Below are 19,181 nucleotides of genomic sequence, written 5' to 3'. Positions count from 1 at the left end.
GCGCCGCATCGAGTCCTCCGGCGTCGCCGACCTGTCCATCGAGATCACCGAAGAACTGCGTGGGGAGATCCGTCGCCATGTCCAGCACTGACACCGCCCCCGTCGGGAACGACGGCGACACCGCCGAGGTCGGGGCCGGCCTGGACGCCCTCGACTCCGTCGCCACCCAGCGCAGTTCGCTCGGCGAGGTGCTGCGCACCAAGGCGCTGCCACCGCTGATCGGCGTGCTGGTGGTGCTGGCGCTGTGGCAGGGTGCGTACAGCCTCCACCTCACCTCCTCGTACAAGCTGCCCAGCCCCGCCGACGTCTGGCGCTCCCTCCAGGACCTCTGGTACCAGGGCACCCTGTTCTCGATCGTCTGGACCAGCGTCTGGCGCGGTCTGTCCGGCTTCCTGCTCGCCGTCGTCATCGGCACCCCGATCGGCCTGGTCGTCGCCCGGGTCAAGCCGGTGCGCACCGCGATCGGCCCGGTGCTCCAGGGCCTCCAGTCGCTGCCCTCGGTCGCCTGGGTGCCGGCCGCCGTCATCTGGCTCGGCATCAACGACTCGATGATGTACGCGGTGATCCTCCTGGGCGCCGTCCCCTCCATCGCCAACGGCCTGGTGGCCGGCATCGACCAGGTGCCGCCGCTGTTCCTGCGCGCCGGACGCACGATCGGCGCCACCGGCCTGACCGGGGCCCGGCACGTGCTCATCCCCGCCGCGCTGCCCGGCTACCTGGCCGGACTCAAGCAGGGCTGGGCGTTCTCCTGGCGCTCGCTGATGGCCGCCGAGCTGGTCGCCTCCTCGCCCGACCTCGGACGGGGCCTCGGCCGGTTCCTGGAGGACCAGCGCGAGTTCTCCGACATGTCCGGGGTGCTGCTCGGCATCGTCCTCATCCTGTTCGTCGGCATCGCCATCGAGCTGCTGGTGTTCACCCCGGTCGAGCGCCGGGTGCTGCGCAACCGCGGCCTGCTGGCCTCCGCCAAGTGAGGCCCCGCTGATGTCCGCCCTGCTGCTCATCGCCCACGGCAGCCGCGACCCGCGGCACGCCGCGACCGTCGCCGCCCTGGTCGAGCAGGTGCGGGCACAGCGGCCCGCCCTGGAGGTCGCCACCGCGTACCTGGACCACTGCGCGCCGCGGATCCCCCAGGTGGTCGGCCGGCTGACGGACGCGGTGGCCGTGCCGCTGCTGCTGAACCGGGCCTTCCACGCCAAGCACGACATCCCCGCCGCACTGCGCACCGCCGGGTCGGCCCTGCCCGTCGCCGACGTGCTGGGGCCCTCCCCGCTGCTGCTCGCCGCACTGGACCGCCGGCTGGCCGCGGCCGGGCTCGACGTGGGCTCGGCCGCGGTCCGCTCCCGCACCGGCGTGGTGCTGGCCGCGGCCGGCTCCTCCGACCCGGCCGCCGACACCACCACCCGCGCCGTCGCCGCCGAGTGGCGCCGCACCCGCGGCTGGGCCGCCGTCGAGGTCGCCTACGCCTCGGCCTCCGGGCCGCGCGTCCCCGACGCCCTCGCCGCCCTGCGCGCGGCCGGTGCGGAGCGCACCGCCGTCGCCCCCTACCTGCTGGCCCCGGGCCTGCTGCCGGACCGCATCGCCGCGACGGCCTCCGACGCCGACGTCCTGGCCGATCCCCTGGGCCCGGCACCCGAGCTGGCGGCGCTGCTGCTGGAGCGCTACGACCGGGCCCGCCTGACGGCGGCGGTCCCGGCGCTCACGGCCTGACCTTCAGGAAGCTTTGCGGTGCTGGTACTCGGCCACCGCGGCGGTGATCACGCTGAGCGGCACCGGCTCGTTCACGTCAGCGATGGCGGCCTCGATCCATTCACGCATGATGGCCGTCGGTTTCAGCCCTCGCTCCCGCGCCCCGCGCCGCACCTCGTCCATCACCGGCTTGGGCAGCCGCAGCGAGGTGGTGATCATCACGGACTCCGCCGCCACCTGCTCACCCGGCTCGGCGCTCATGATCTCGTCCTCGGTCAGCTCGTGCGTCTCGTAGGACTCGGCGATCGCTTCGAGCTGCGCACCGTTGTCAGTCATCCGCCACCTTCAGTTCGTCCGCTTGGGGAACAGGCGCCGTTCGGCAGCCGTCATGTCGCGTGCAGTGGCGCAGTACCACGCCGACGGCCTCACAGTGCTTTCCGCCAACACCACCAACAGGTACCGCCCGGTCGCGTCACGCCCAGGCAGAGCGTTGACCACAGCGTGTTGCAAACGCATTGCGCGCGACCAGCGGCCCTCACCCGGGCGGGTGACGGCGCTCGGAAGCGCCGACGGCGCGCACGGCCGGAGCCGCGCGCGCCGTACGGGCACTGGCGATGCGCTCAGACCCGGCGCAGGGTGAAGGTGTCGTCCGGGTGGCCGGCGTTCGCTGCCGCGAGGCCGCCGGAGAGCTGGTAGAGGGCGCCGGCGGGGCCGGTGGTGACGGCGGTGGGGGTGGGGTCGGCGGAGGGGCGGACGGCGGTGAGGCGGGCGGTGCGCCAGTGGTCGTCGGAGCGCAGTTCGACCTCGGCGTCGCGGCCGGCGCCGTAGAAGGCGTTGGTGACGCCCGCGATGGTGCCGTCGGGGCGGGCGAAGATGCCGTCGAGGTGGAGCAGCGCCCCGCCGTCGGCGATCTCGACCCTGCGCACGGCCGCCGGGTCCCGCAGCGGGATCTGCCACAGGGTGCCGTCGTCCCACTTGCCGAGGACGAGCCGGCCGTCGCGGTAGGCGATGCCGTTGAGGCCGTAGGCGCCGGGGGCGGGGGCGAGGCGCTCGTCACGCAGCAGGACGGAGCCGGTGCCGTCCGGGCCGACCCGGTAGACGATCGGGGCGAAGGAGTCGGTGACGTAGGCGGTGCCGTCGGGGGCGACGGCGATGTCGTTGGCGAGGTGGCTGCCGCCGTCCCCGGCGACGGCGGCCAGGTCGGTGTAGTAGAGCCGGCGGCCGGTGTCCAGGTCGTAGGCGGCGATGCCGGCGACCCGGCCGAGGGTGGCGGGGCCGCTGCGCTCGCCGATCCCGTTGTCGAGGTTGGTGACCAGGACGCGGCGGTGGACCTGGTCGATCCGCAGGCCGGCGATCTCGGTCAGGGTGCCGGGGTCGTCGATCAGCGTGCGGACGGTGCCGTCGAGGGCGACGGCGGAGACGGTGCCGTGCCGCATCGAGCCGACCAGGAAGCGGTGGTGGGCCTGGTCCCAGACGGCGGTCTCGGGCACCAGGGCGGGGGCGTGGCCGGTGATCACGGCGGGGGCCGGGCAGTGGGCGGCCGCGGCGGCCGGTAGCGTACCGGCGGTGCCGAGCAGGGCGGTGGCCGCGAGGGCGACCAGGGCGCGGCGGGCGGTGCGATTCTGACGGTTCATCATGGGACCCCCGAGAGCTGGCTTGCGCTGTCGTGATCAAGCCTGCCGCGCGGGCCGGGGCCGCGGCAGTGCGTGGGGATACTGGTAGTTCGACCACCAGGAAGGACGGGGGGACATGGAGGAGTCGGAGGAGCGCCGCACGGAGTTGTCGGGCTTCCTACGCAGCCGCCGGGCCCGGTTGACGCCGCAGGAGGTGGGCCTGGCGCCGGGGGTCCGGCGGCGCACGCCGGGGCTGCGGCGGGAGGAGTTGGCGCTGCTGGCCGGGGTGGGGGTGACCTGGTACACGTGGCTGGAGCAGGGTCGGGACATCCATCCGTCGCCGGAGGTGCTGGCGAGCCTGGCCCGGACACTGCGGCTGGACCGGGCGGAGACGGCCTACCTGTTCCGGCTGACGGGCAGCCATCCGCTGGACGGGGAGGTGGGTGCGCCCGCGGAGGTGCCGGCGGCGCTGCTGCGGCTGATGCACGCGCAGTGGCCGGCGCCGGCCTGGGTGATGGACGCCAACTGGGACCTGCGGGCCTGGAATCCGGGCGCGGACGCGCTGTTCGAACTGTCCGGGCGGCCGCCGCGGGAACGCAACCTGGCCTGGGTGGTGTTCGGCAACGCGGTGCACCGCCGCCGGGTGGAGCACTGGGAGCAGCACGCCCGCCGCTTCCTGGCCCAGCTGCGGGCCGCGTACGCGGAGCGTGGCGGGGAGGCGACGGCGGTGGGCCGGCACCTGGGCCGGATGATCCAGCACGTGCGGGGCGAGCACCCGGAGGCGGACCGTTGGCTGGACGAGCACCAGGTCGCGGAGCGGTCGGGGGCCGAGAAGGTGCTGCGGCACGAGGAGTTGGGCGTGCTGCGGATCGACCAGCACGTGCTGCTGGCGGCGGAGGGGCTGCAGCTGATCGTGATGTCGCCGCGTGACGCGGAGACGGCGGAGCGGTTGCGCCGACTGGCCCCGACGCCCGCCGCGGTGTAGCCGTCCGGCCGGAGGAGAGGCCTGCCGCCCGGCTCGACTTCCGGGCGGCAGGGCTCACTCGCCGTGTCAGGTCGGCAGGTTCCACTTCTGGTTGGCGGCGCCGTTGCAGTCCCAGATGCCGAGCTGGTTGCCGTTGGCGGTGGAGAAGCCGAGGTCGTCCAGGCAGCGGCCGGATTGCGGGTTGAGCAGCGAGCCGTCGGCGCGGTGCACCCACTGCTGGGCGCCGGTGCCGTTGCAGTCGTAGATCTGCACCCGGGTGGCGTTGCCGGTGTTGCCGCCCGAGACGTCCATGCACTTGCCGAGGGCGCGGACGGTGCCGTCGGTGCCTATCCGCCACTTCTGCGCGATACTGCCGTTGCAGTCGTAGATCTGGACGGGGGTGCCGTTGCCGAGGTTGGCGCCCTGCACGTCGACGCACTTGCCGACGTAGCCGGTGATCTGGCCGGTGGGGCCGGCCGGCGGGGCGGCGCCCATGATGATGTGGGGGAACATCACGCTGTCGCCGGCGCCGCAGGCCGCGGAGACGCTGCCGTCGCCGATCGCCACGCCGCCGATCGCAGGCCGTGAGAACTGCACGGTGTGGGTGGAGTTCCAGTAGAGACAGGTGGCGCTCACGGACCAGGTCTGCATCGGGTCGAGGCCGCTGCAACTGCCGATCGCGCTCCAGCCCGCGACGAAGGCGGAGCAGGCGGGCGCGGCCTGGGCGGTGGTGGCCGGCGCGGCCAGGGCGGCGGCCCCTGCGAGCAGGGCGGTGGACAGCAGGGCGGAGGTTCGGCGCATCGGGACGGTGGTCCTTCCGGAATCGGCGAATCACGTCAACTCAACACCTGCGCACTACTGGTGACTGTGCGACAGATGTGTGGGCCGGGTAAAAGAATCCGGGGTGGACAGTCCTCCGTCAAGCATTGGTTCAAGGCGAACTACGACTGATTCACGTCAGCTGTGGATTTCGGCCGGAAAGGCGCCGGGAAACGCGGAACGGGCCCCGCGCTCCCCCGTGGCGGGGGAGGTCGCGGAGCCCGTTCGGCGGAACTCGGCGGAACTCGGCGGAGTCCGACGGAACTCGGCCGGACCCGGTCCGGGTACGACCGTCAGTCGAACTTGCGGCGCTGGCGCCCGGTGCCGTAGTTGGCACCGGACTTGGAGCCGCTGCCCGGCCGGGCCCGGCCGGAGGAGCGCCCGATGAACCCGGCGGCCTGGGGCCGCTCGCCCTGGCCGGCGGCACCGAGGCGCTGCTTGGGGCGCGGGCGGCGCGGGTTGCCGTTCATGTCGACGTCGGCAGGCAGTCCGGAGCGCTTGCCGGGGCGGCGGCGCGGGTTGCCCGACTTGCCGTCGGCACCCTTGCCGTCGGCGGAGGCGGCCGGCGCCGCGGGCTGGGCGGCGGCCGCGACGGCCAGGGCGACCGGGACGCCGCTGGGGGTGCGGGCGCCGGTGATCCGGGCCAGGTCGGCGTCACCGGGGCGGATCTTGGTGACGGTGGGGCGGATCCCGGCGACCGTCATCAGCCGGTTGACCTCGCGGCGCTGCTCGGGCAGCACCAGGGTGACGACCGTGCCGGACTCGCCGGCCCGGGCGGTGCGGCCGCCGCGGTGCAGGTAGTCCTTGTGGTCGATCGGCGGGTCGACGTTCACGACCAGGTCGAGGCCGTCGATGTGGATGCCGCGGGCGGCGACGTTGGTGGCGATCAGCGCGGTGACCTCACCGTCGCGGAACTGGTCGAGGACCCGGTTGCGCTGCGGCTGGGACTTGCCGCCGTGCAGCGCGGCGGCCATCACGCCGGTGGCGCGCAGCTGCTTGGCGAGCCGGTCGGCGCCGTGCTTGGTGTGCACGAACATGATCACGCGCCCGTCGCGGGAGGCGATGTGGGCGGTGGCGGAGGCCTTGTCGGCGGGCTCCAGCTGCAGGACGTGGTGGTCCATCGTGGTGACCGCGCCGGCCGAGGGGTCGACCGAGTGGGTGACCGGGTCGGTCAGGAAGCGCTTGACCAGCCGGTCGACGTTGCGGTCCAGAGTCGCGGAGAACAGCATCCGCTGCCCGCCCTCGGCGACCTGCTCCAGCAGCTTGCTGACCTGCGGGAGGAAGCCCATGTCGGCCATCTGGTCGGCCTCGTCGAGGACGGTGATGGCGACGTCGGACAGGTTGACGTCACCACGCCCGATCAGGTCGTCCAGCCGGCCGGGGGTGGCGACCAGCACCTCGGTGCCGCGGCGCACCGCGTTGGCCTGCCGTCCGATGCCCATGCCGCCGACGACGGTGGTGATCCGCAGGTTCACGGCGGTGGCGTACGGGGTGAGCGCCTCGGTGACCTGCTGGGCGAGCTCGCGGGTGGGCACCAGGACGAGCGCCAGCGGGTACCGGGCGTCGGCGCGGCGCCCGGCGGTGCGGGCGAGCAGCGGCAGGCCGAAGGCCAGGGTCTTGCCGGAGCCGGTGCGGCCGCGGCCGAGGACGTCGCGCCCGGCGATCGAGTCGGGCAGGGTGGCGGCCTGGATCGGGAACGGCTCGGTGACGCCCTCGCGGGTGAGCGCGGAGAGGATCGCCTTGGGCAGGTCGAGTTCGGCGAAGGAGGCCGCCGGCGGCCGGGCCGGGGTGCCCTCGACGACGGTGAAGTCGGTGGGCTCCGGGACGGCGGTGCGGGCGTTCCTGGGGGCGCCGGCGCGGTTGCGCGGCTTGCGGGCGCGGTCGGCGCCCTCCCCGCTGCGGCGGGCCCGCTCGGGGTTGTCCCCGCTGCGGCGCGGGCGGCCGGTGCGGCCCTGGCCGCCGGAGCCGGCGGTGGAGCGGTCGGTGGTGCGGTCGCCGCGGTCGCGGGGCGTGCGGGCAGGGGTGGTCAAGGGGGTCTCCGTCCGTCGGTCGGCAGCCCGCGGTCGCGGACTGGTCGGCCGTCGTCTGGGAGTGCGCCGCCCCGGCCGTACGGCGGCATGGGCGAGGGCCCGCACCGTCGAGCGGTGCGGGCCCCCGCTTCACGAGATCACAGGGGATCGCGCATCAGCGTGAAGCTGACGTCAGGCGATGACCTGGATGTTCTCGCCCTGCGGGCCCTTCTGGCCCTGGGTGACGTCGAACTCGACGCGCTGACCCTCGACGAGCTCACGGAAGCCCTGGGCGACGATGTTCGAGTAGTGGGCGAAGACGTCCGGGCCGCCGCCGTCCTGCTCGATGAAGCCGAAGCCCTTTTCGCTGTTGAACCACTTCACGGTGCCGGTAGCCATAACCGTCTCCTCCTATTGGGGCATCAGGGACCCACACCTCGTGAATCCCCAAGTAGCCGCGATCCCCATCCGGAGACTGAAACACCGGACAAAACAAATGCGCCTGTTGGTTGGTACCAGCAGGCGCACACACACGTTCATGGGAACCAAAACTGCAACTGCTTCGACTGTAGCACGGTCGCACCCCGATTGACCGGGGACTTTTGTGCCCGACAGATCACGTTTGCCGCCCCCGGAAAACGGGGAGCGGCGCCCCGCCGGAGCGGGGCGCCGCCTGGTGTTCGGCCGCCGTTCGGACCTCGGCCGGCACCGGCCGGCCGTCGGTCGGTGCAGGCCGTCGGTCAGCGCCGGCCGACCGGCTCCGGCGGCATCGCGGTGCCGACCCGCGGGGCGGGGCCCCCACCGTGGCCCGGACGGGCGTCGGCGCCGTGGCCGGGCCACCAGGCCTTGTTGCCGATCAGCGCGGTGAGCGCCGGGGTGAAGAACATCGCCATCACGAAGGCCGCCAGCACGATGCCGAAGGCCATCGCGAAGCCGAACTCCAGCATGAAGGTGTTGCCCGCGAGCATGAAGGTCCCGAACGAGGCCGCCAGGATGAACCCGGCCGCCGCGACGGTCGGGCCGCCGTGGCGCAGCGCCTCGCGGGCCGCCTCGCGCGGGGAGCGGCCCTCGCGGGCCTCCTCGCGCAGACGGGCGATGATCAGGATGTTGTAGTCCGTCCCGATCGCCACCACGAAGAGGTAGATCAGGATCGGCATCATGAACATCAGACCGGTCTCGTGGCCGATCTTCTGGAAGAGCAGCGTGGTGGCGCCGAGGGTGGCGCCGAAGCCGAGGCCGACCGAGGCCATCAGGTACCAGGGGGCGACCACGCTGCGCAGCTGGAGCGCCAGGATGAGCAGGATGAGCAGCCCGGCGATCGGGAAGACCAGCTTGTAGTCGTGGGTCATCGCCAGGTTGATGTCCTTGAACACCGAGGTGAGGCCGGCGACCTTGGCCTCGGTGCCGGCCGGGGCCTGCGCGTGGGCGACGGTGCGCAGTTCGGTGACGGTGTCGATGGCCGCGTTGCTGGAGGGTTCGTCCTTGAGCATCACGGTGAACTGCGCGGTGGTGCCGTCGGCACTGATGGTCTTGCTCTGGCCGTCGGAGGCGGCGCTGGGCAGGACCACCTGGGCGACGCCGGGGACGCCCTGGAGCTTGTCCCCGTAGGCCTTGAAGGAGGCCGGGTCGAGCTTCTTGCCGTCGGTGCTGCTCAGGTAGACCTGGCTCGGGTCGGCCGCCCCCTTGGAGAAGGCGGTGGCCATCTTGTCCTGGACGACCATCGACTCCTTCTCCTTCGGCATCGAGCTGCCGGCCATGTCGAACAGGCCGTTGTAGCTCAGGGCGCCGAAGGTCAGGGCGACCAGCACACCGCCGGAGGCGATGGCGGTGAGCGCCGGGCGCTTCTCGACGGCCCGGCCGATCGCGGTGAAGCGCGCGTCGCTGGGCTCGCGCATCCACTTCTTGCCGGGCCAGAAGACGGCCCGGGCCGGGATGACGGCGAGCAGGGCCGGGGCCAGGGTGACGGAGGCCAGGGCGGTCACGATGACGGCGATGGCCAGCGCCGGGCCGAGGGCCTGGAACATGCCGAGGCTGGAGAGGATCAGCGCGGCGAAGGCGATGGTGACGGCGCCGGCCGCGGAGGCGATCGCCTCGCCGACCCGGCCGACGGCGTTGGCCACGGCCTCCTTGCGGTCGTCACCGGCCCGCAGTCGCTCGCGGTAGCGGAAGGCGAGGAAGAGGAAGTAGTCGGTGCCGACGCCGAGCACGACGACGATGAGGATCGCCATCAGGATCGGCGTGCTCTTGAGGTCGAAGGCCTTGGTGGCGTAGTTGATCAGCCCCATGGAGGTGGGGAGTCCGATGATCAGCGAGACCACGATCGGCAGCAGACCGGCCAGGACGCTGCGGAAGATGATGCCGACGATCACGATGACCAGCAGCAGGGTGGCCATGGTGATGATGCCTTCGGCCGAGCCGGAAGCATCCTTCTGGTCCAGTGCCTGCGCGGCGGAGCCGCCCAGCTGGAACTTCAGGTCGGTGCCGGTGGCCAGTTCCTTGCCGTCGTCGCGCAGTGCCTTGGCGACGTCCGAGATCAGGTTCTGGTCCTGCTGCTTGGCCTTGTCGATGGAGACCAGGGCCATCGCGTACTTCTGGTCCTGCGAGTAGCCCATGTCCTTGGTCGGCGGGATGATCTTCACCACGCCGTCGATCTTCTTGGCCGTCAGGTCCTGGACCAGCTTGCCGATCGCGGTCCTGTCACCGTCGGTGAACGCGGCGCCGTCGTTGCGTTCGAACAGGGCGAGGGCGTCCGGCGTGAAGGCGGACGGGAAGGCCCGCTCCTGCACCTGCGCGGCCTGGATGGACTCGTAGTGCTTGGGCAGGAACGACGCCTCGTCCGCCTGGGAGCTGACCTTGGGCGCCGAAACGAAGATGGCGATCATCGCGACGAGCCACGCCGCGATCACCCACCAGGCGCGGCGGACGACGAAGTGTCCTAGTCGGTGGAACATGCTCGATGCCTCCTGGGCATGGTTCACCGCAGCCCTTGGGGGACGGGACGCTGGGCGACGGCAGGACCGGGCGGGCCGCGCACACTGGCGCTCCCTAGCCGGTCGGCAGGTAAGTAGGTCTGGGCGTCAGCCTACGAGCACGTGCTTGCCGCGCGGCAAGAGCCCCCGTGGTCCAACCCCCGTTGCGGGCCGCCCCGAACGGCCCCGACCCAGTCTCTCCCGGCCGCATCCCCGTTGACCTCGTGCTCCGGGTGGAGTCTTCTCCCCCTCAGGGTGGAGTCCGCCCCCTACCTCCGAGGAGGAGGCGTCAGGGTCCCGGGCTAGGGGAAACCCCAACACCGGCCCCCGGACCGGGCACCGCGGGGCCCGGCCTCCGGGCACCGCCCCGTGCGTCATGATGATCTCCGTCCGGAGCCCTCCGGATGAACGACGGCGGAACGGAGCCCAGCCATGATCCCCTTCGACGAGGGCCGCGCCCGGCTGCTGCTCGCCCACGCCTGCAAGTCCGCCGGACTGCCCGTCCCGGGCGACGCCAGGCTCCTCGCGCTCGGCGAGAACGCCGTCTTCGACCTCGGCGATCCGGCGGTGGTCGCCAAGGTCGGCCGCGGTCCCGAACTGTACGACCGGGCGCACCGCGAACTGGCCGTTGCGCACTGGCTGGCCGGGCAGGACGTCCCGGCGGTCCGCCCGTACGAGGCGGTGGCGCCCGAACCGCAGTCGGCCGACGGCCACCCGGTCACCTTCTGGCACCGGCTGGCCCCCGCCGTCCGCCCGGCCCGCCCGGCCGACCTCGCCCCGCTGCTGCGCGCCCTGCACCGGCTGCCGCTGCCGCCCTTCCCGCTCGGCCGCCGCGACCTGCTGGCACCGGTCGAACGCTGGCTGGCCTCCGCCGAGGGGCAGGTCGACCCCGCGGACGTCGCCTTCCTGCGCCACCGCCGGGACGCCTTCGAGGCCGCCCTGCCCGACCTCGTACCGCGGCTGCACCCCGGGGTGATCCACGGCGACGCGCTGCCGCGCAACGTCCACGTCGGCCCGGACGGGCCGGTGCTGCTCGACCTGGAGAACGTCTCGCACGACCTGCGCGAACACGACCTGGTGGTGCTCGCGCTCAGCCACGACCGCTACGGCGTGCCGGGCGAGGAGTACCGGGCGTTCACCGGGGACTACGGCTGGGACGTACGGGACTGGCCCGGTTTCGCGGTGCTGCGCGGGGCCCGGGAGACGGCCAGCGCCTCCTGGGTCGCCCAGCAGGCGGCCGGGAACCCGGCGGCACTGGCCGAGTTCGGGCGCCGGGTCGCCTCGCTCCGCGAGGGGGCCACCGAGGTGCGCTGGTACCCGTTCTGAGGGGCGCGGGTACCCCTTCCGAGCGACGGACGCCAACCCCACCGGGTGTGAGAAGGCTCTTAGGCCGGACCGGTCCGGGCACGCAACCGGGGCACGTACGATCGGCGTCCTATCGCACAGTCATCCTGACCGATGGATCGGCACCCCTCTCGCCCCTCAGGAGCCGCCGCCATGCACCGGAGCGCCGCCCGCCGCCGCCCCTCCCTCCAGGCCCACCCGACCCGTCCGACCCGTTTGACCCGTCCGGCCCGTCCGGCCGTCGGCCGCAGCCGGCTGGTCGCGGGCTGCATCGCGGTGGCCGCCGTGCTGGGCCTGTCCGCGTGCGGCACCGCCAGCGGGGCGCTCCAGCCGAGTTCCGGCACCAGCACCACCCCCGCGGACGCAGCCCCCGGCACCGCCTCGCCGCCGCAGCAGCGGTCGCCGCAGCCGACCGGCACGGCCGCCACCACCAACGCGCCCGTCCCCGGCTCGGACGCCGCCACCGGCTCCGGCGCGGCCGCCCCACCGACCACCGCGGAGCCGCGCACGCCCACCGCGCCGGCCACCCCCACCTCCTCCGCGCCGCCCGTCACGCCCGCCGCGCCCGTCACGCCCGCCGCGCCGCCGGCCGCGCCGCCCGCCCACACCGGGACGGCGACCAAGGTGATCGGCTCCACCGCCTCCGGCGGCCGCACCGTCGCGCTCACCTTCGACGACGGCCCCGGCCCGGCCACCGGCCAGATCCTCGACCTGCTCGCGCAGTACCACGTCAAGGCCACCTTCTGCGAGATCGGCCAGAACGCCGCCGCCAACCCGGCCCTGGTCAAGCGGGTGCTCGCCGAGGGTCACCGGCTCTGCGACCACAGCGTCCACCACCCGCAGCCCTTCGCGAAGCTCCCCCACGACAAGGCGGTGTACGAGATCACCGCCGCCCACGACATGATCGTCAAGGCCGGCGGGCCCGGCACCGAGGTCAGCTGGTTCCGCGCGCCGGGCGGCGGTTTCGACGCCGACAACGAGCACGTCGCGGCCGGGCTCGGGATGTCCTCCCTCGGCTGGTCCGTCGACCCCCGCGACTGGTCCCGCCCCGGCGTGCCCGCGATCGTCTCCACCGTGCAGGGCCAGCTCAAGCCTGGCGGGGTGATCCTGATGCACGACGGCGGCGGCGACCGCAGCCAGACCGTGGCCGCGCTCAAGCAGCTGCTGCCCTGGCTCGTCGCCCAGGGGTACACCTTCGACCTGCCCGCCGCGTAAGGCAGTTCGACTTCGGAGCCCTAGGGTTGGGCGCCGTGACCGACACCGCGCCCAGCGCCGCCGACCTCGCGGCCGCAGTCCCCGGCCTCGCCGACTACCTGCGGCCCGCCACCCTGCTGCACCCGTACGCCGACCAGCCCGCCCCAGGGGCGAGCGGCATCGGCGGCCCGGCCCGTTGGCCGGCCGGTGCGCCCTGGCCGCACTGCACCGCCCGGCACCCGGAGGAGGACGACCGGATCCCCCGCAGGGCCTCCGGGACGCCCGCCGTCCCGACGGCCCTGATCACGCTCGCGCACCTGCGGGCCGAGGACGCGCCGCACCTGCCCTGGCCGGAGGGCACCGACCTGCTCCAGGTGCTCTGGTGCCCCAACGACCACGACGACATCCAGGGCGAGCGGTTCTACTACGGCCCCGCCGTCGAACTGCACTGGCACCGCGCCGCCGACCTCGCCCCGGCCACTCCCCCACCGCCGCGGTGCAGCCAGGAGGACTACTACCTGCCGCAGCCGTGCGCACTGCGCCCCGAGCAGGTCCTCGACCTGCCCGACCGGGACGACCTGCCCGAGGAACTGGCCCGCGCTGTCAGGGAGTTCACCGCACGACAGGGCATCGAGTACGAGCGCGACCCCGGCCGCGCGGACGGCTGGAAGCTGGGCGGCTGGCCGTCCTGGCACTCCACCGACCTCGTCCCGATCGACTGCGGTCGCTGCGGCGAGCGGATGACGCACCTGATGACGGTGGAGAGCGGCGACGACCCGGGCCTGTCCGTCGGGCGGCACGGCGAACTGCACGTGTTCGTCTGCCCGGTGGACGTGGCGCACCCGGTGGGGCTGGACCTGCAGTAGGGGTCAGGGCAGGCGCAGTCGGTAGACCTGGCGGGAGCCGCCCTCCGGTCCGGGTCCGGCGGGTTCGGCCGGGGTGAAGCCCAGCCGCTCGTAGAAGACCCGGGCGCCGCTGGTCACCGCGCCGGGGTGGTCCGGGCCGAAGGTGACCACCTCGACCGTGGCCGGGGCGCCGACGTGACGGCGCAGCACGTCCTCCACCAGCGCCCGGCCGACGCCGGTGCCCCGGGCACGCTCGGCCACCACCAGCCAGTGCAGGTGGTGCAGCGGGGGTTCGCCGCCGAACAGCAGGCCGCCGAGCAGACCCCGGTCGTCCTCCGCGACGGTCGCGCGCCCCCGGACGGCGGCCCCCTCCACCGCGCGGTGGAAGCCGGGTTCGGCCACCATCGGGCCGAACCAGTGCTCGACCTCGGCGGCGAGGGCGAGGAAGCCGGGCAGGTCCCCGGGGCGGGCCGGGCGTACGGTCACGGGCATCCCGTCACCCCGTCATCCGGTGAGTCCGGGCAGCTCCTGGTCCGTCGGTCTGGACGGCCAGCGCGGATCCACCACCGCCAGCGGGTCCTTGCCGCGGCGCAGCCAGGCCTGGAGGCCCTCGGCCCACTCCCGGTACCAGCCGATCTGCCGCCCGTGCAGCTCGGCCGGCGCCACCTCTCCCACCTCGGCCGGGTACCGCCCGGCCAGCGCGACGGCGACCCGCACGGCGGCCAGCGCGTCACTGCCCGCCTCGTGGGCGTCCGTCAGCTCCACCCCGTACACCTCGCACACCCGCTGCAGGGTGCGCGAACCCTTGCGGTACTTGTCCACGGCCCGGTCGATCACCAGCGCGTCCAGCACCGGCCCGACCGGCCCGCCGAGGCGCTCGGCGAGCGTGCGCAGCCCGTACCGGCGCAGCTCGGCGTCGAGCAGCGAGAGGTCGAACGGCGCGTTGAACGCCACCACCGGCCGCCCGTCCGCGATCCGTGCGCACAGCGCCGCGGCTATCTCCTCCACCGCCTCCTTGGCCTGCCGCCCCCTGCTGCGCGCCGTCGCGTCCCCGATCCCGTGGATCGCCTCCGCCTCGGCGGGGATCGGTACCCCGGGATCGAGCAGCCAGTTGACGGCCTCCACCCGGACGGCGCCGACCGTGTCCACGAGCGCGGCCGTGACGATGCGGTCCACGGCCGGGTCGGTGCCCGTGGTCTCCAGGTCGAAGCCGACCAGTGGCTGCTGCCACCAGCTCATCAGGTGTGTCCTTCCGTCCTCCAGCGAAACAGCCCCTATCATCACCCGCCCCACCGACAACCCGGCCGCCAGGGGAGCCGTCCCTGCTGTTGCACCCGGACTTCCTGGGGTGGACGCGCGCACTCACGAGCACGCCACTTGGCGAATCGTTACTGCAGGTGGCGCGCCGGGTCAGGCGGAGGGCACGGGCGCCGGCGCCCGGTGCATGGTGACGTCGATCGGGTCCTCGTGGACGACCTCGAAGCCGTGCCGCTCGTACAGCCGCCGGGCGGCGCTGCCCTGGAGGACGACGAGGCGCATCGGGTCCCCTGCGGCGTCGGCGTCGGCGAGGAGGTGGCGCAGCACGGCGGTGCCGAGGCCGCGGCCCTGGAGGTGCGGGGCGAGGTAGAACAGCTCCAGGTGGCGCCCGCCCCGCTCGTCGGGGCGGATGGTGACGCAGCCCGCGAAGGCTCCCTCGACCAGCAGTACGGAGGTGTACCGGGTGGAGAAGGACTTCCGGACGCGCTCCCGGGACCGCTCCTGGTCCCAGCGGCCGAGGCGTTCGAGGTCGGCGCGCATGACCTGGGCCTTGAGCTCGACGACGGGTCCGAGGTCCTCGGGGCCGGCGGGTTCCAGGGTCCAGGCGGGGAGACTGTTCACGGCCCGCAGTGTTCCACCCTCCGCGAGGCACTGACCAGGGGTTTTCTCAGGAAACGTTCCTGGAGTCGGCCCAGACGCCCTCGAACTCCTCGCGGTAGACCTCCAGCAGACCCGGCTCGGTGCCGCCCGGCTGCTGGCCCGCTCCGCCGCGCAGGATCAGGGCCGGGGACTCCATGCCGCGGGAGCGGCGCAGGTAGGGCTGGATGACGCCGAGGTCGCGGCTCTGCCGGCGACCGGCGACCGGGCCGGTGGGGCGGGGGCCCTCGACGAGGTAGGCGGTGAAGCGCGGGGTCTCGTCGAAGACCCGGATCTCGAAGCCGCCCTGGTCCCGCAGCCGGGCCCGGACCCTGCGCACGTGCATGATGTTCATCTCGATGGATCGGGACAACTCGCCGCGGGAGAGCCCGAGTTCGCGTTCGCGGCGGCGTACGGCGCTGCTCGCCGGGTTGAGGAACAGCAGCCGCACCCGGCAGCCCTCGCCGGCGAGGCGGACCAGGCGCTTGCCGGTGTAGTTCTGGCAGAGCATGCCGAGCCCGATGCCGAGGGCGTCCAGGCGGCGGGCGCCGTCGAGCAGGTCCTCGACGGGCAGGTCGCGCTGGAGCCGGACCCGGTCGGCGTGCACCGCGACCACGTCCGCGTAGCGCCCGGCGACCAGGGACTCGACCACGTCGGCGGGCACCCCGCCCGCGCCGCCGTCGAGGACGGCGAGCAGCCGGGCGGCGGCGCGTTCGGTCTGGGCCAGCACGGTCTGGGTGAGCACCCGGTTGCGGGAGACCACGTGCCGGGCCACCTCCAGCTCGTCCAGGGCGAGTTCGATCTCGCGCCGGTCGGCGAGGTAGGGCTCGAAGCAGGGCCAGTGCTGGACCATCAGTTCGCGCAGCTGGGGCAGGGTGAGGAAGACCAGCGGGTCGTCGTCGGCCGGGTCGAGCAGGTACCCCTTGCGGCGGCTGACCTCGCGCACCGCGCCGGCCCGGTGGGCCCATTCCTCGCCGGCCGGTCCGGCGGCGGCGGTGACCCAGTCCTCGCCGTGGGCGGGTGCGTAGATGGGATGCAGCACCTCGTCGACGAGGGAGCGCAGCCGCTGTTCGACCAGGTTGAGCCAGACGTAGGCGCGGCCGGACAGCCGGACCCGCTGGTAGGCGTCCTCCCACTCGCCGGCCGACCAGGCGAGCGCGGGGACCTCGACGGGGCCGCCCTGGGCCGGCACCAGGGCGCGGCCGGTCATGGTGGGGCGCATGACCACCGTGGGCGCCTCGCTGCGGACACCGCCCCGGTCGGGGCCGTCGGGCGCGGAGCCACGGCCGCCAGCGGGGAACACCATGCGCCACCTCATCTGCGGCTGACCCCCGCGGGCGCGGGGACCGTTGACGGGCCGTTGACAAGCACCGGGTCGGCCGGGGCGGCCGGACGATCAAGGGTACTGCCCGCCGCGAGCCGCCCGCAGCCGGATGGGCGAGGGGCTCGCGCGCACCACCCGCCCCATTCTTCACAGGATTCGCCGCTGGACACCCGTTCGGGCTAACCCCGGCGCTATCTCCCGGCCGTCGGGGAAGGGCTCGGGGAGTATTGCGGGCTGTGCCGTGCGTCACGGCGCGCGAGCGTCGCACATGCCCGCCCGCCCGGCCGGGAAGAGAGCGCACGGGTCCGGGCAGATAGTCGGACTATAGGTCAGTTTCCGTACGCCAGAAGGAAGTTGAGGACGCCATGCAGGTCTGGCCCGGTAAGCCCTACCCCCTCGGAGCCACCTACGACGGGGCCGGCACCAACTTCGCGGTGTTCTCGGAGAGTGCCGACCGGATCGAGCTGTGCCTGATCGACGAGGACGGCTCCGAGACCGCCGTGGAACTGCGCGAGACGGACGCCTTCGTCCGGCACGCCTACCTCCCGGGCGTCCAGCCCGGCCAGCGCTACGGCTTCCGCGTGCACGGCCCGTACAACCCGGGCCTGGGCCAGCGGCACAACAGCGCCAAACTGCTGCTGGACCCGTACGCCAAGGCGATGAGCGGCCACATCGACTGGGACGAGTCCGTCTACGGCTACCACTTCGGCGCACCCGAGCGCCGCAACGACCTCGACTCCGCCCCCCACACCATGCACTCGGTGGTGATCAACCCCTACTTCGACTGGGGCACCGACCACCCGCCGCGCACCGACTACCACCGCACCGTGATCTACGAGGCCCACGTCAAGGGCCTCACCCAGCTGCACCCCGGCATCCCCGAGGAGATCCGCGGCACCTACGCGGGCCTGGCCCACCCGGCGGTGATCGAGCACCTGGCCAAGCTCGGCGTCACCGCGATCGAGCTGATGCCGGTGCACCAGTTCGTCCGCGACCACCGGCTGCGCGACCTCGGCCTGGCCAACTACTGGGGCTACAACACCATCGGCTTCTTCGCCCCGCACTCCTCCTACTCCTCCGGCGGCGACCGCGGCCAGCAGGTCCAGGAGTTCAAGTCGATGGTCAAGGCGCTGCACGCGGCCGGCATCGAGGTGATCCTCGACGTCGTCTACAACCACACCGCCGAGGGCAACCACCTCGGGCCGACGCTGTCGCTGCGCGGCCTGGACAACGTCTCCTACTACCGCCTCGCCCAGGACCAGCGCTTCTACGAGGACACCACCGGCACCGGCAACAGCCTGCTGATGCGCAGCCCGCACGTGCTCCAGCTGATCATGGACTCGCTGCGCTACTGGGTCACCGAGATGCACGTGGACGGCTTCCGCTTCGACCTCGCCGCCACCCTGGCCCGGCAGTTCCACGAGGTGGACCGGCTGTCCTCGTTCTTCGACCTGGTCCAGCAGGACCCGGTGGTCTCCCAGGCCAAGCTGATCGCCGAACCCTGGGACCTCGGAGAGGGCGGCTACCAGGTCGGCAACTTCCCCCCGCTGTGGACGGAGTGGAACGGCATGTACCGGGACACCGTGCGCGACCTGTGGCGCGGCGAGAACGCCACCCTGGCCGAGTTCGGCTCCCGGCTCACCGGTTCCTCCGACCTCTACCAGGACGACGGCCGCCGCCCGATCGCCTCGATCAACTTCGTCACCTGCCACGACGGCTTCACCCTGCGCGACCTGGTCTCCTACAACGACAAGCACAACCAGGCCAACGGCGAGGACAACCAGGACGGCGAATCCTTCAACCGCTCCTGGAACTGCGGCGCCGAGGGCCCGACCACCGACCCGGCCGTCGAGGAGCTGCGGGCCCGCCAGCAACGCAACTTCATCGCCACCCTGATGCTCTCCCAGGGCGTGCCGATGCTGTCCCACGGCGACGAGCTCGGCCGCACCCAGCAGGGCAACAACAACGCGTACTGCCAGGACAACGAGCTCACCTGGGTGCACTGGCCCGAGACCGAGGGGCCGCAGGCGCGGCTGCTGGAGTTCACCCAGGGGATGATCTGGCTGCGCCGCGACCACCCGGTGTTCCGGCGCCGGCGCTTCTTCCACGGGCGGCCGGTGCCCGGACGGCACGGCTCCGGAGCCCCCACCCCGAACGGCTACGACGACCTCACCGACATCGCCTGGTTCACCCCCGCCGGGGAGGAGATGACCAAGCGCAACTGGGGCGCCAGCTACGCCAAGTCGCTGACCGTCTTCCTGAACGGCTACGCCATCTCCGAGCCGGACCGGCGCGGCGGGCGGATCGTCGACGACTCCTTCCTGCTGATGTTCAACGCCCACTTCGAGCCGCTGGAGTTCACCGTGCCCGCCGACCACGGGCAGGAGTGGCAGGTCGTGGTCGACACCGCGCAGCCCAGACTGCCCGCTCCGGGCACCGGCGCGCGGATCAAGGCGGGGGACGCGCTGTGGCTCACCGACCGCTCGCTGATGGTGCTGCAGCGGCCGGCGTAGCGGGCATG

General features: G+C 73.2%; 17 protein-coding genes and 1 pseudogene. 8 read left to right on the top strand and 10 right to left on the bottom strand.

The genetic code is table 11. The features are described 5' to 3' along the window. The 3 genes and pseudogenes from ACH4J0_RS34655 to ACH4J0_RS34645 form a co-directional block, all read left to right on the top strand. Nucleotides 1-91, top strand: a pseudogene (locus tag ACH4J0_RS34655) (ABC transporter ATP-binding protein); the annotation flags it as partial. After that, nucleotides 78-971, top strand: a complete 894-nt coding sequence (locus ACH4J0_RS34650) for an ABC transporter permease (protein ID WP_396245042.1) — start codon at nt 78-80, stop codon at nt 969-971. The pseudogene ACH4J0_RS34655 and the gene ACH4J0_RS34650, both read left to right, overlap by 14 nt. Before the next feature lie 10 nt (nt 972-981). Next, complete coding sequence (locus ACH4J0_RS34645; RefSeq protein ID WP_396245040.1) at nt 982-1,707, top strand: sirohydrochlorin chelatase; 726 nt, start codon at nt 982-984, stop codon at nt 1,705-1,707. A gap of 3 nt (nt 1,708-1,710) precedes the next feature. Here the strand turns inward: ACH4J0_RS34645 and ACH4J0_RS34640 are convergent, their stop codons facing one another. Next, nucleotides 1,711-2,022 carry a hypothetical protein gene (locus ACH4J0_RS34640; RefSeq protein ID WP_396245038.1) on the bottom strand — a complete coding sequence of 104 codons (312 nt, stop codon included), beginning with the start codon at nt 2,020-2,022 and terminating at the stop codon, nt 1,711-1,713. A gap of 284 nt (nt 2,023-2,306) precedes the next feature. Continuing rightward, nucleotides 2,307-3,320: a hypothetical protein gene (locus tag ACH4J0_RS34635; RefSeq protein ID WP_396245037.1), complete on the bottom strand. Its 1,014-nt coding sequence runs from the start codon at nt 3,318-3,320 to the stop codon at nt 2,307-2,309. Between the two features lie 115 nt (nt 3,321-3,435). On the opposite strand from ACH4J0_RS34635, the gene ACH4J0_RS34630 reads away from it, so the two are divergent. Next, complete coding sequence (locus tag ACH4J0_RS34630; RefSeq protein ID WP_396245036.1) at nt 3,436-4,284, top strand: helix-turn-helix transcriptional regulator; 849 nt, start codon at nt 3,436-3,438, stop codon at nt 4,282-4,284. A 66-nt stretch (nt 4,285-4,350) separates the two neighbouring features. Here the strand turns inward: ACH4J0_RS34630 and ACH4J0_RS34625 are convergent, their stop codons facing one another. The 4 genes from ACH4J0_RS34625 to ACH4J0_RS34610 all read right to left on the bottom strand — a co-directional run bounded on the left by ACH4J0_RS34625 (nt 4,351) and on the right by ACH4J0_RS34610 (nt 10,042). Continuing rightward, nucleotides 4,351-5,064, bottom strand: coding sequence for a ricin-type beta-trefoil lectin domain protein (locus tag ACH4J0_RS34625; protein WP_396245035.1), 714 nt, complete (start codon nt 5,062-5,064; stop codon nt 4,351-4,353). Between the two features lie 311 nt (nt 5,065-5,375). Continuing rightward, a complete protein-coding gene (locus ACH4J0_RS34620; protein WP_396245034.1) occupies nt 5,376-7,112 on the bottom strand; it encodes a DEAD/DEAH box helicase in 1,737 nt (578 codons plus the stop codon). Between the two features lie 171 nt (nt 7,113-7,283). Next, a complete protein-coding gene (locus tag ACH4J0_RS34615; RefSeq protein ID WP_030281737.1) occupies nt 7,284-7,490 on the bottom strand; it encodes a cold-shock protein in 207 nt (68 codons plus the stop codon). A gap of 341 nt (nt 7,491-7,831) precedes the next feature. Beyond that, complete coding sequence (locus ACH4J0_RS34610; protein WP_396245033.1) at nt 7,832-10,042, bottom strand: MMPL family transporter; 2,211 nt, start codon at nt 10,040-10,042, stop codon at nt 7,832-7,834. Between the two features lie 450 nt (nt 10,043-10,492). Here ACH4J0_RS34610 and ACH4J0_RS34605 point away from each other — a divergent pair, with 450 nt between their 5' ends. The 3 genes from ACH4J0_RS34605 (at nt 10,493) to ACH4J0_RS34595 (ending at nt 13,464) form a co-directional block, all read left to right on the top strand. Beyond that, nucleotides 10,493-11,386 (top strand): phosphotransferase enzyme family protein, encoded by an 894-nt coding sequence (locus ACH4J0_RS34605; RefSeq protein ID WP_396245031.1) that lies wholly within the window; start codon nt 10,493-10,495, stop codon nt 11,384-11,386. Nucleotides 11,387-11,557: 171 nt separating this feature from the next. After that, the gene (locus ACH4J0_RS34600) at nt 11,558-12,619 is read left to right on the top strand and encodes a polysaccharide deacetylase family protein (protein WP_396245030.1); all 1,062 of its coding nucleotides are present in this window, start codon (nt 11,558-11,560) and stop codon (nt 12,617-12,619) included. 35 nt (nt 12,620-12,654) lie between these two features. Further along, on the top strand, nt 12,655-13,464 hold the full coding sequence (locus tag ACH4J0_RS34595) for a hypothetical protein (protein ID WP_396245029.1): 810 nt from the start codon (nt 12,655-12,657) through the stop codon (nt 13,462-13,464). A gap of 3 nt (nt 13,465-13,467) precedes the next feature. Here ACH4J0_RS34595 and ACH4J0_RS34590 read toward each other — a convergent pair whose 3' ends face one another. From ACH4J0_RS34590 to ACH4J0_RS34575, 4 genes are all read right to left on the bottom strand, one after another. Next, the gene (locus tag ACH4J0_RS34590; RefSeq protein ID WP_396245049.1) at nt 13,468-13,929 is read right to left on the bottom strand and encodes a GNAT family N-acetyltransferase; all 462 of its coding nucleotides are present in this window, start codon (nt 13,927-13,929) and stop codon (nt 13,468-13,470) included. A gap of 18 nt (nt 13,930-13,947) precedes the next feature. Then, nucleotides 13,948-14,682: an exonuclease domain-containing protein gene (locus tag ACH4J0_RS34585; protein WP_396245028.1), complete on the bottom strand. Its 735-nt coding sequence runs from the start codon at nt 14,680-14,682 to the stop codon at nt 13,948-13,950. Nucleotides 14,683-14,853: 171 nt separating this feature from the next. Next, entirely contained in the window at nt 14,854-15,321 is a 468-nt protein-coding gene (locus ACH4J0_RS34580) for a GNAT family N-acetyltransferase (protein WP_396245027.1), read from the bottom strand. Nucleotides 15,322-15,367: 46 nt separating this feature from the next. Then, nucleotides 15,368-16,642 (bottom strand): SAV2148 family HEPN domain-containing protein, encoded by a 1,275-nt coding sequence (locus tag ACH4J0_RS34575; protein ID WP_396245026.1) that lies wholly within the window; start codon nt 16,640-16,642, stop codon nt 15,368-15,370. Between the two features lie 383 nt (nt 16,643-17,025). Here ACH4J0_RS34575 and glgX point away from each other — a divergent pair, with 383 nt between their 5' ends. Then, nucleotides 17,026-19,173 carry a glycogen debranching protein GlgX gene (glgX, locus tag ACH4J0_RS34570; RefSeq protein WP_396245024.1) on the top strand — a complete coding sequence of 716 codons (2,148 nt, stop codon included), beginning with the start codon at nt 17,026-17,028 and terminating at the stop codon, nt 19,171-19,173. Nucleotides 19,174-19,181 lie beyond the last annotated feature (8 nt).

It is taken from the genome of Kitasatospora sp. NPDC017646 (genome assembly GCF_044329365.1).
GTDB lineage: Bacteria > Actinomycetota > Actinomycetes > Streptomycetales > Streptomycetaceae > Kitasatospora.
This window is presented reverse-complemented; position numbering and strand designations above follow the sequence as displayed.

Coding starts and splice junctions, on each gene's coding strand:
- ACH4J0_RS34650 (WP_396245042.1), top strand. CDS start 78: ATGTCCAGCACTGACACCGCCCCCGTCGGGAACGACGGCGACACCGCC.
- ACH4J0_RS34645 (WP_396245040.1), top strand. CDS start 982: ATGTCCGCCCTGCTGCTCATCGCCCACGGCAGCCGCGACCCGCGGCAC.
- ACH4J0_RS34640 (WP_396245038.1), bottom strand. CDS start 2,022: ATGACTGACAACGGTGCGCAGCTCGAAGCGATCGCCGAGTCCTACGAG.
- ACH4J0_RS34635 (WP_396245037.1), bottom strand. CDS start 3,320: ATGAACCGTCAGAATCGCACCGCCCGCCGCGCCCTGGTCGCCCTCGCG.
- ACH4J0_RS34630 (WP_396245036.1), top strand. CDS start 3,436: ATGGAGGAGTCGGAGGAGCGCCGCACGGAGTTGTCGGGCTTCCTACGC.
- ACH4J0_RS34625 (WP_396245035.1), bottom strand. CDS start 5,064: ATGCGCCGAACCTCCGCCCTGCTGTCCACCGCCCTGCTCGCAGGGGCC.
- ACH4J0_RS34615 (WP_030281737.1), bottom strand. CDS start 7,490: ATGGCTACCGGCACCGTGAAGTGGTTCAACAGCGAAAAGGGCTTCGGC.
- ACH4J0_RS34610 (WP_396245033.1), bottom strand. CDS start 10,042: ATGTTCCACCGACTAGGACACTTCGTCGTCCGCCGCGCCTGGTGGGTG.
- ACH4J0_RS34605 (WP_396245031.1), top strand. CDS start 10,493: ATGATCCCCTTCGACGAGGGCCGCGCCCGGCTGCTGCTCGCCCACGCC.
- ACH4J0_RS34600 (WP_396245030.1), top strand. CDS start 11,558: ATGCACCGGAGCGCCGCCCGCCGCCGCCCCTCCCTCCAGGCCCACCCG.
- ACH4J0_RS34585 (WP_396245028.1), bottom strand. CDS start 14,682: ATGAGCTGGTGGCAGCAGCCACTGGTCGGCTTCGACCTGGAGACCACG.
- ACH4J0_RS34575 (WP_396245026.1), bottom strand. CDS start 16,642: ATGGTGTTCCCCGCTGGCGGCCGTGGCTCCGCGCCCGACGGCCCCGAC.
- glgX (WP_396245024.1), top strand. CDS start 17,026: ATGCAGGTCTGGCCCGGTAAGCCCTACCCCCTCGGAGCCACCTACGAC.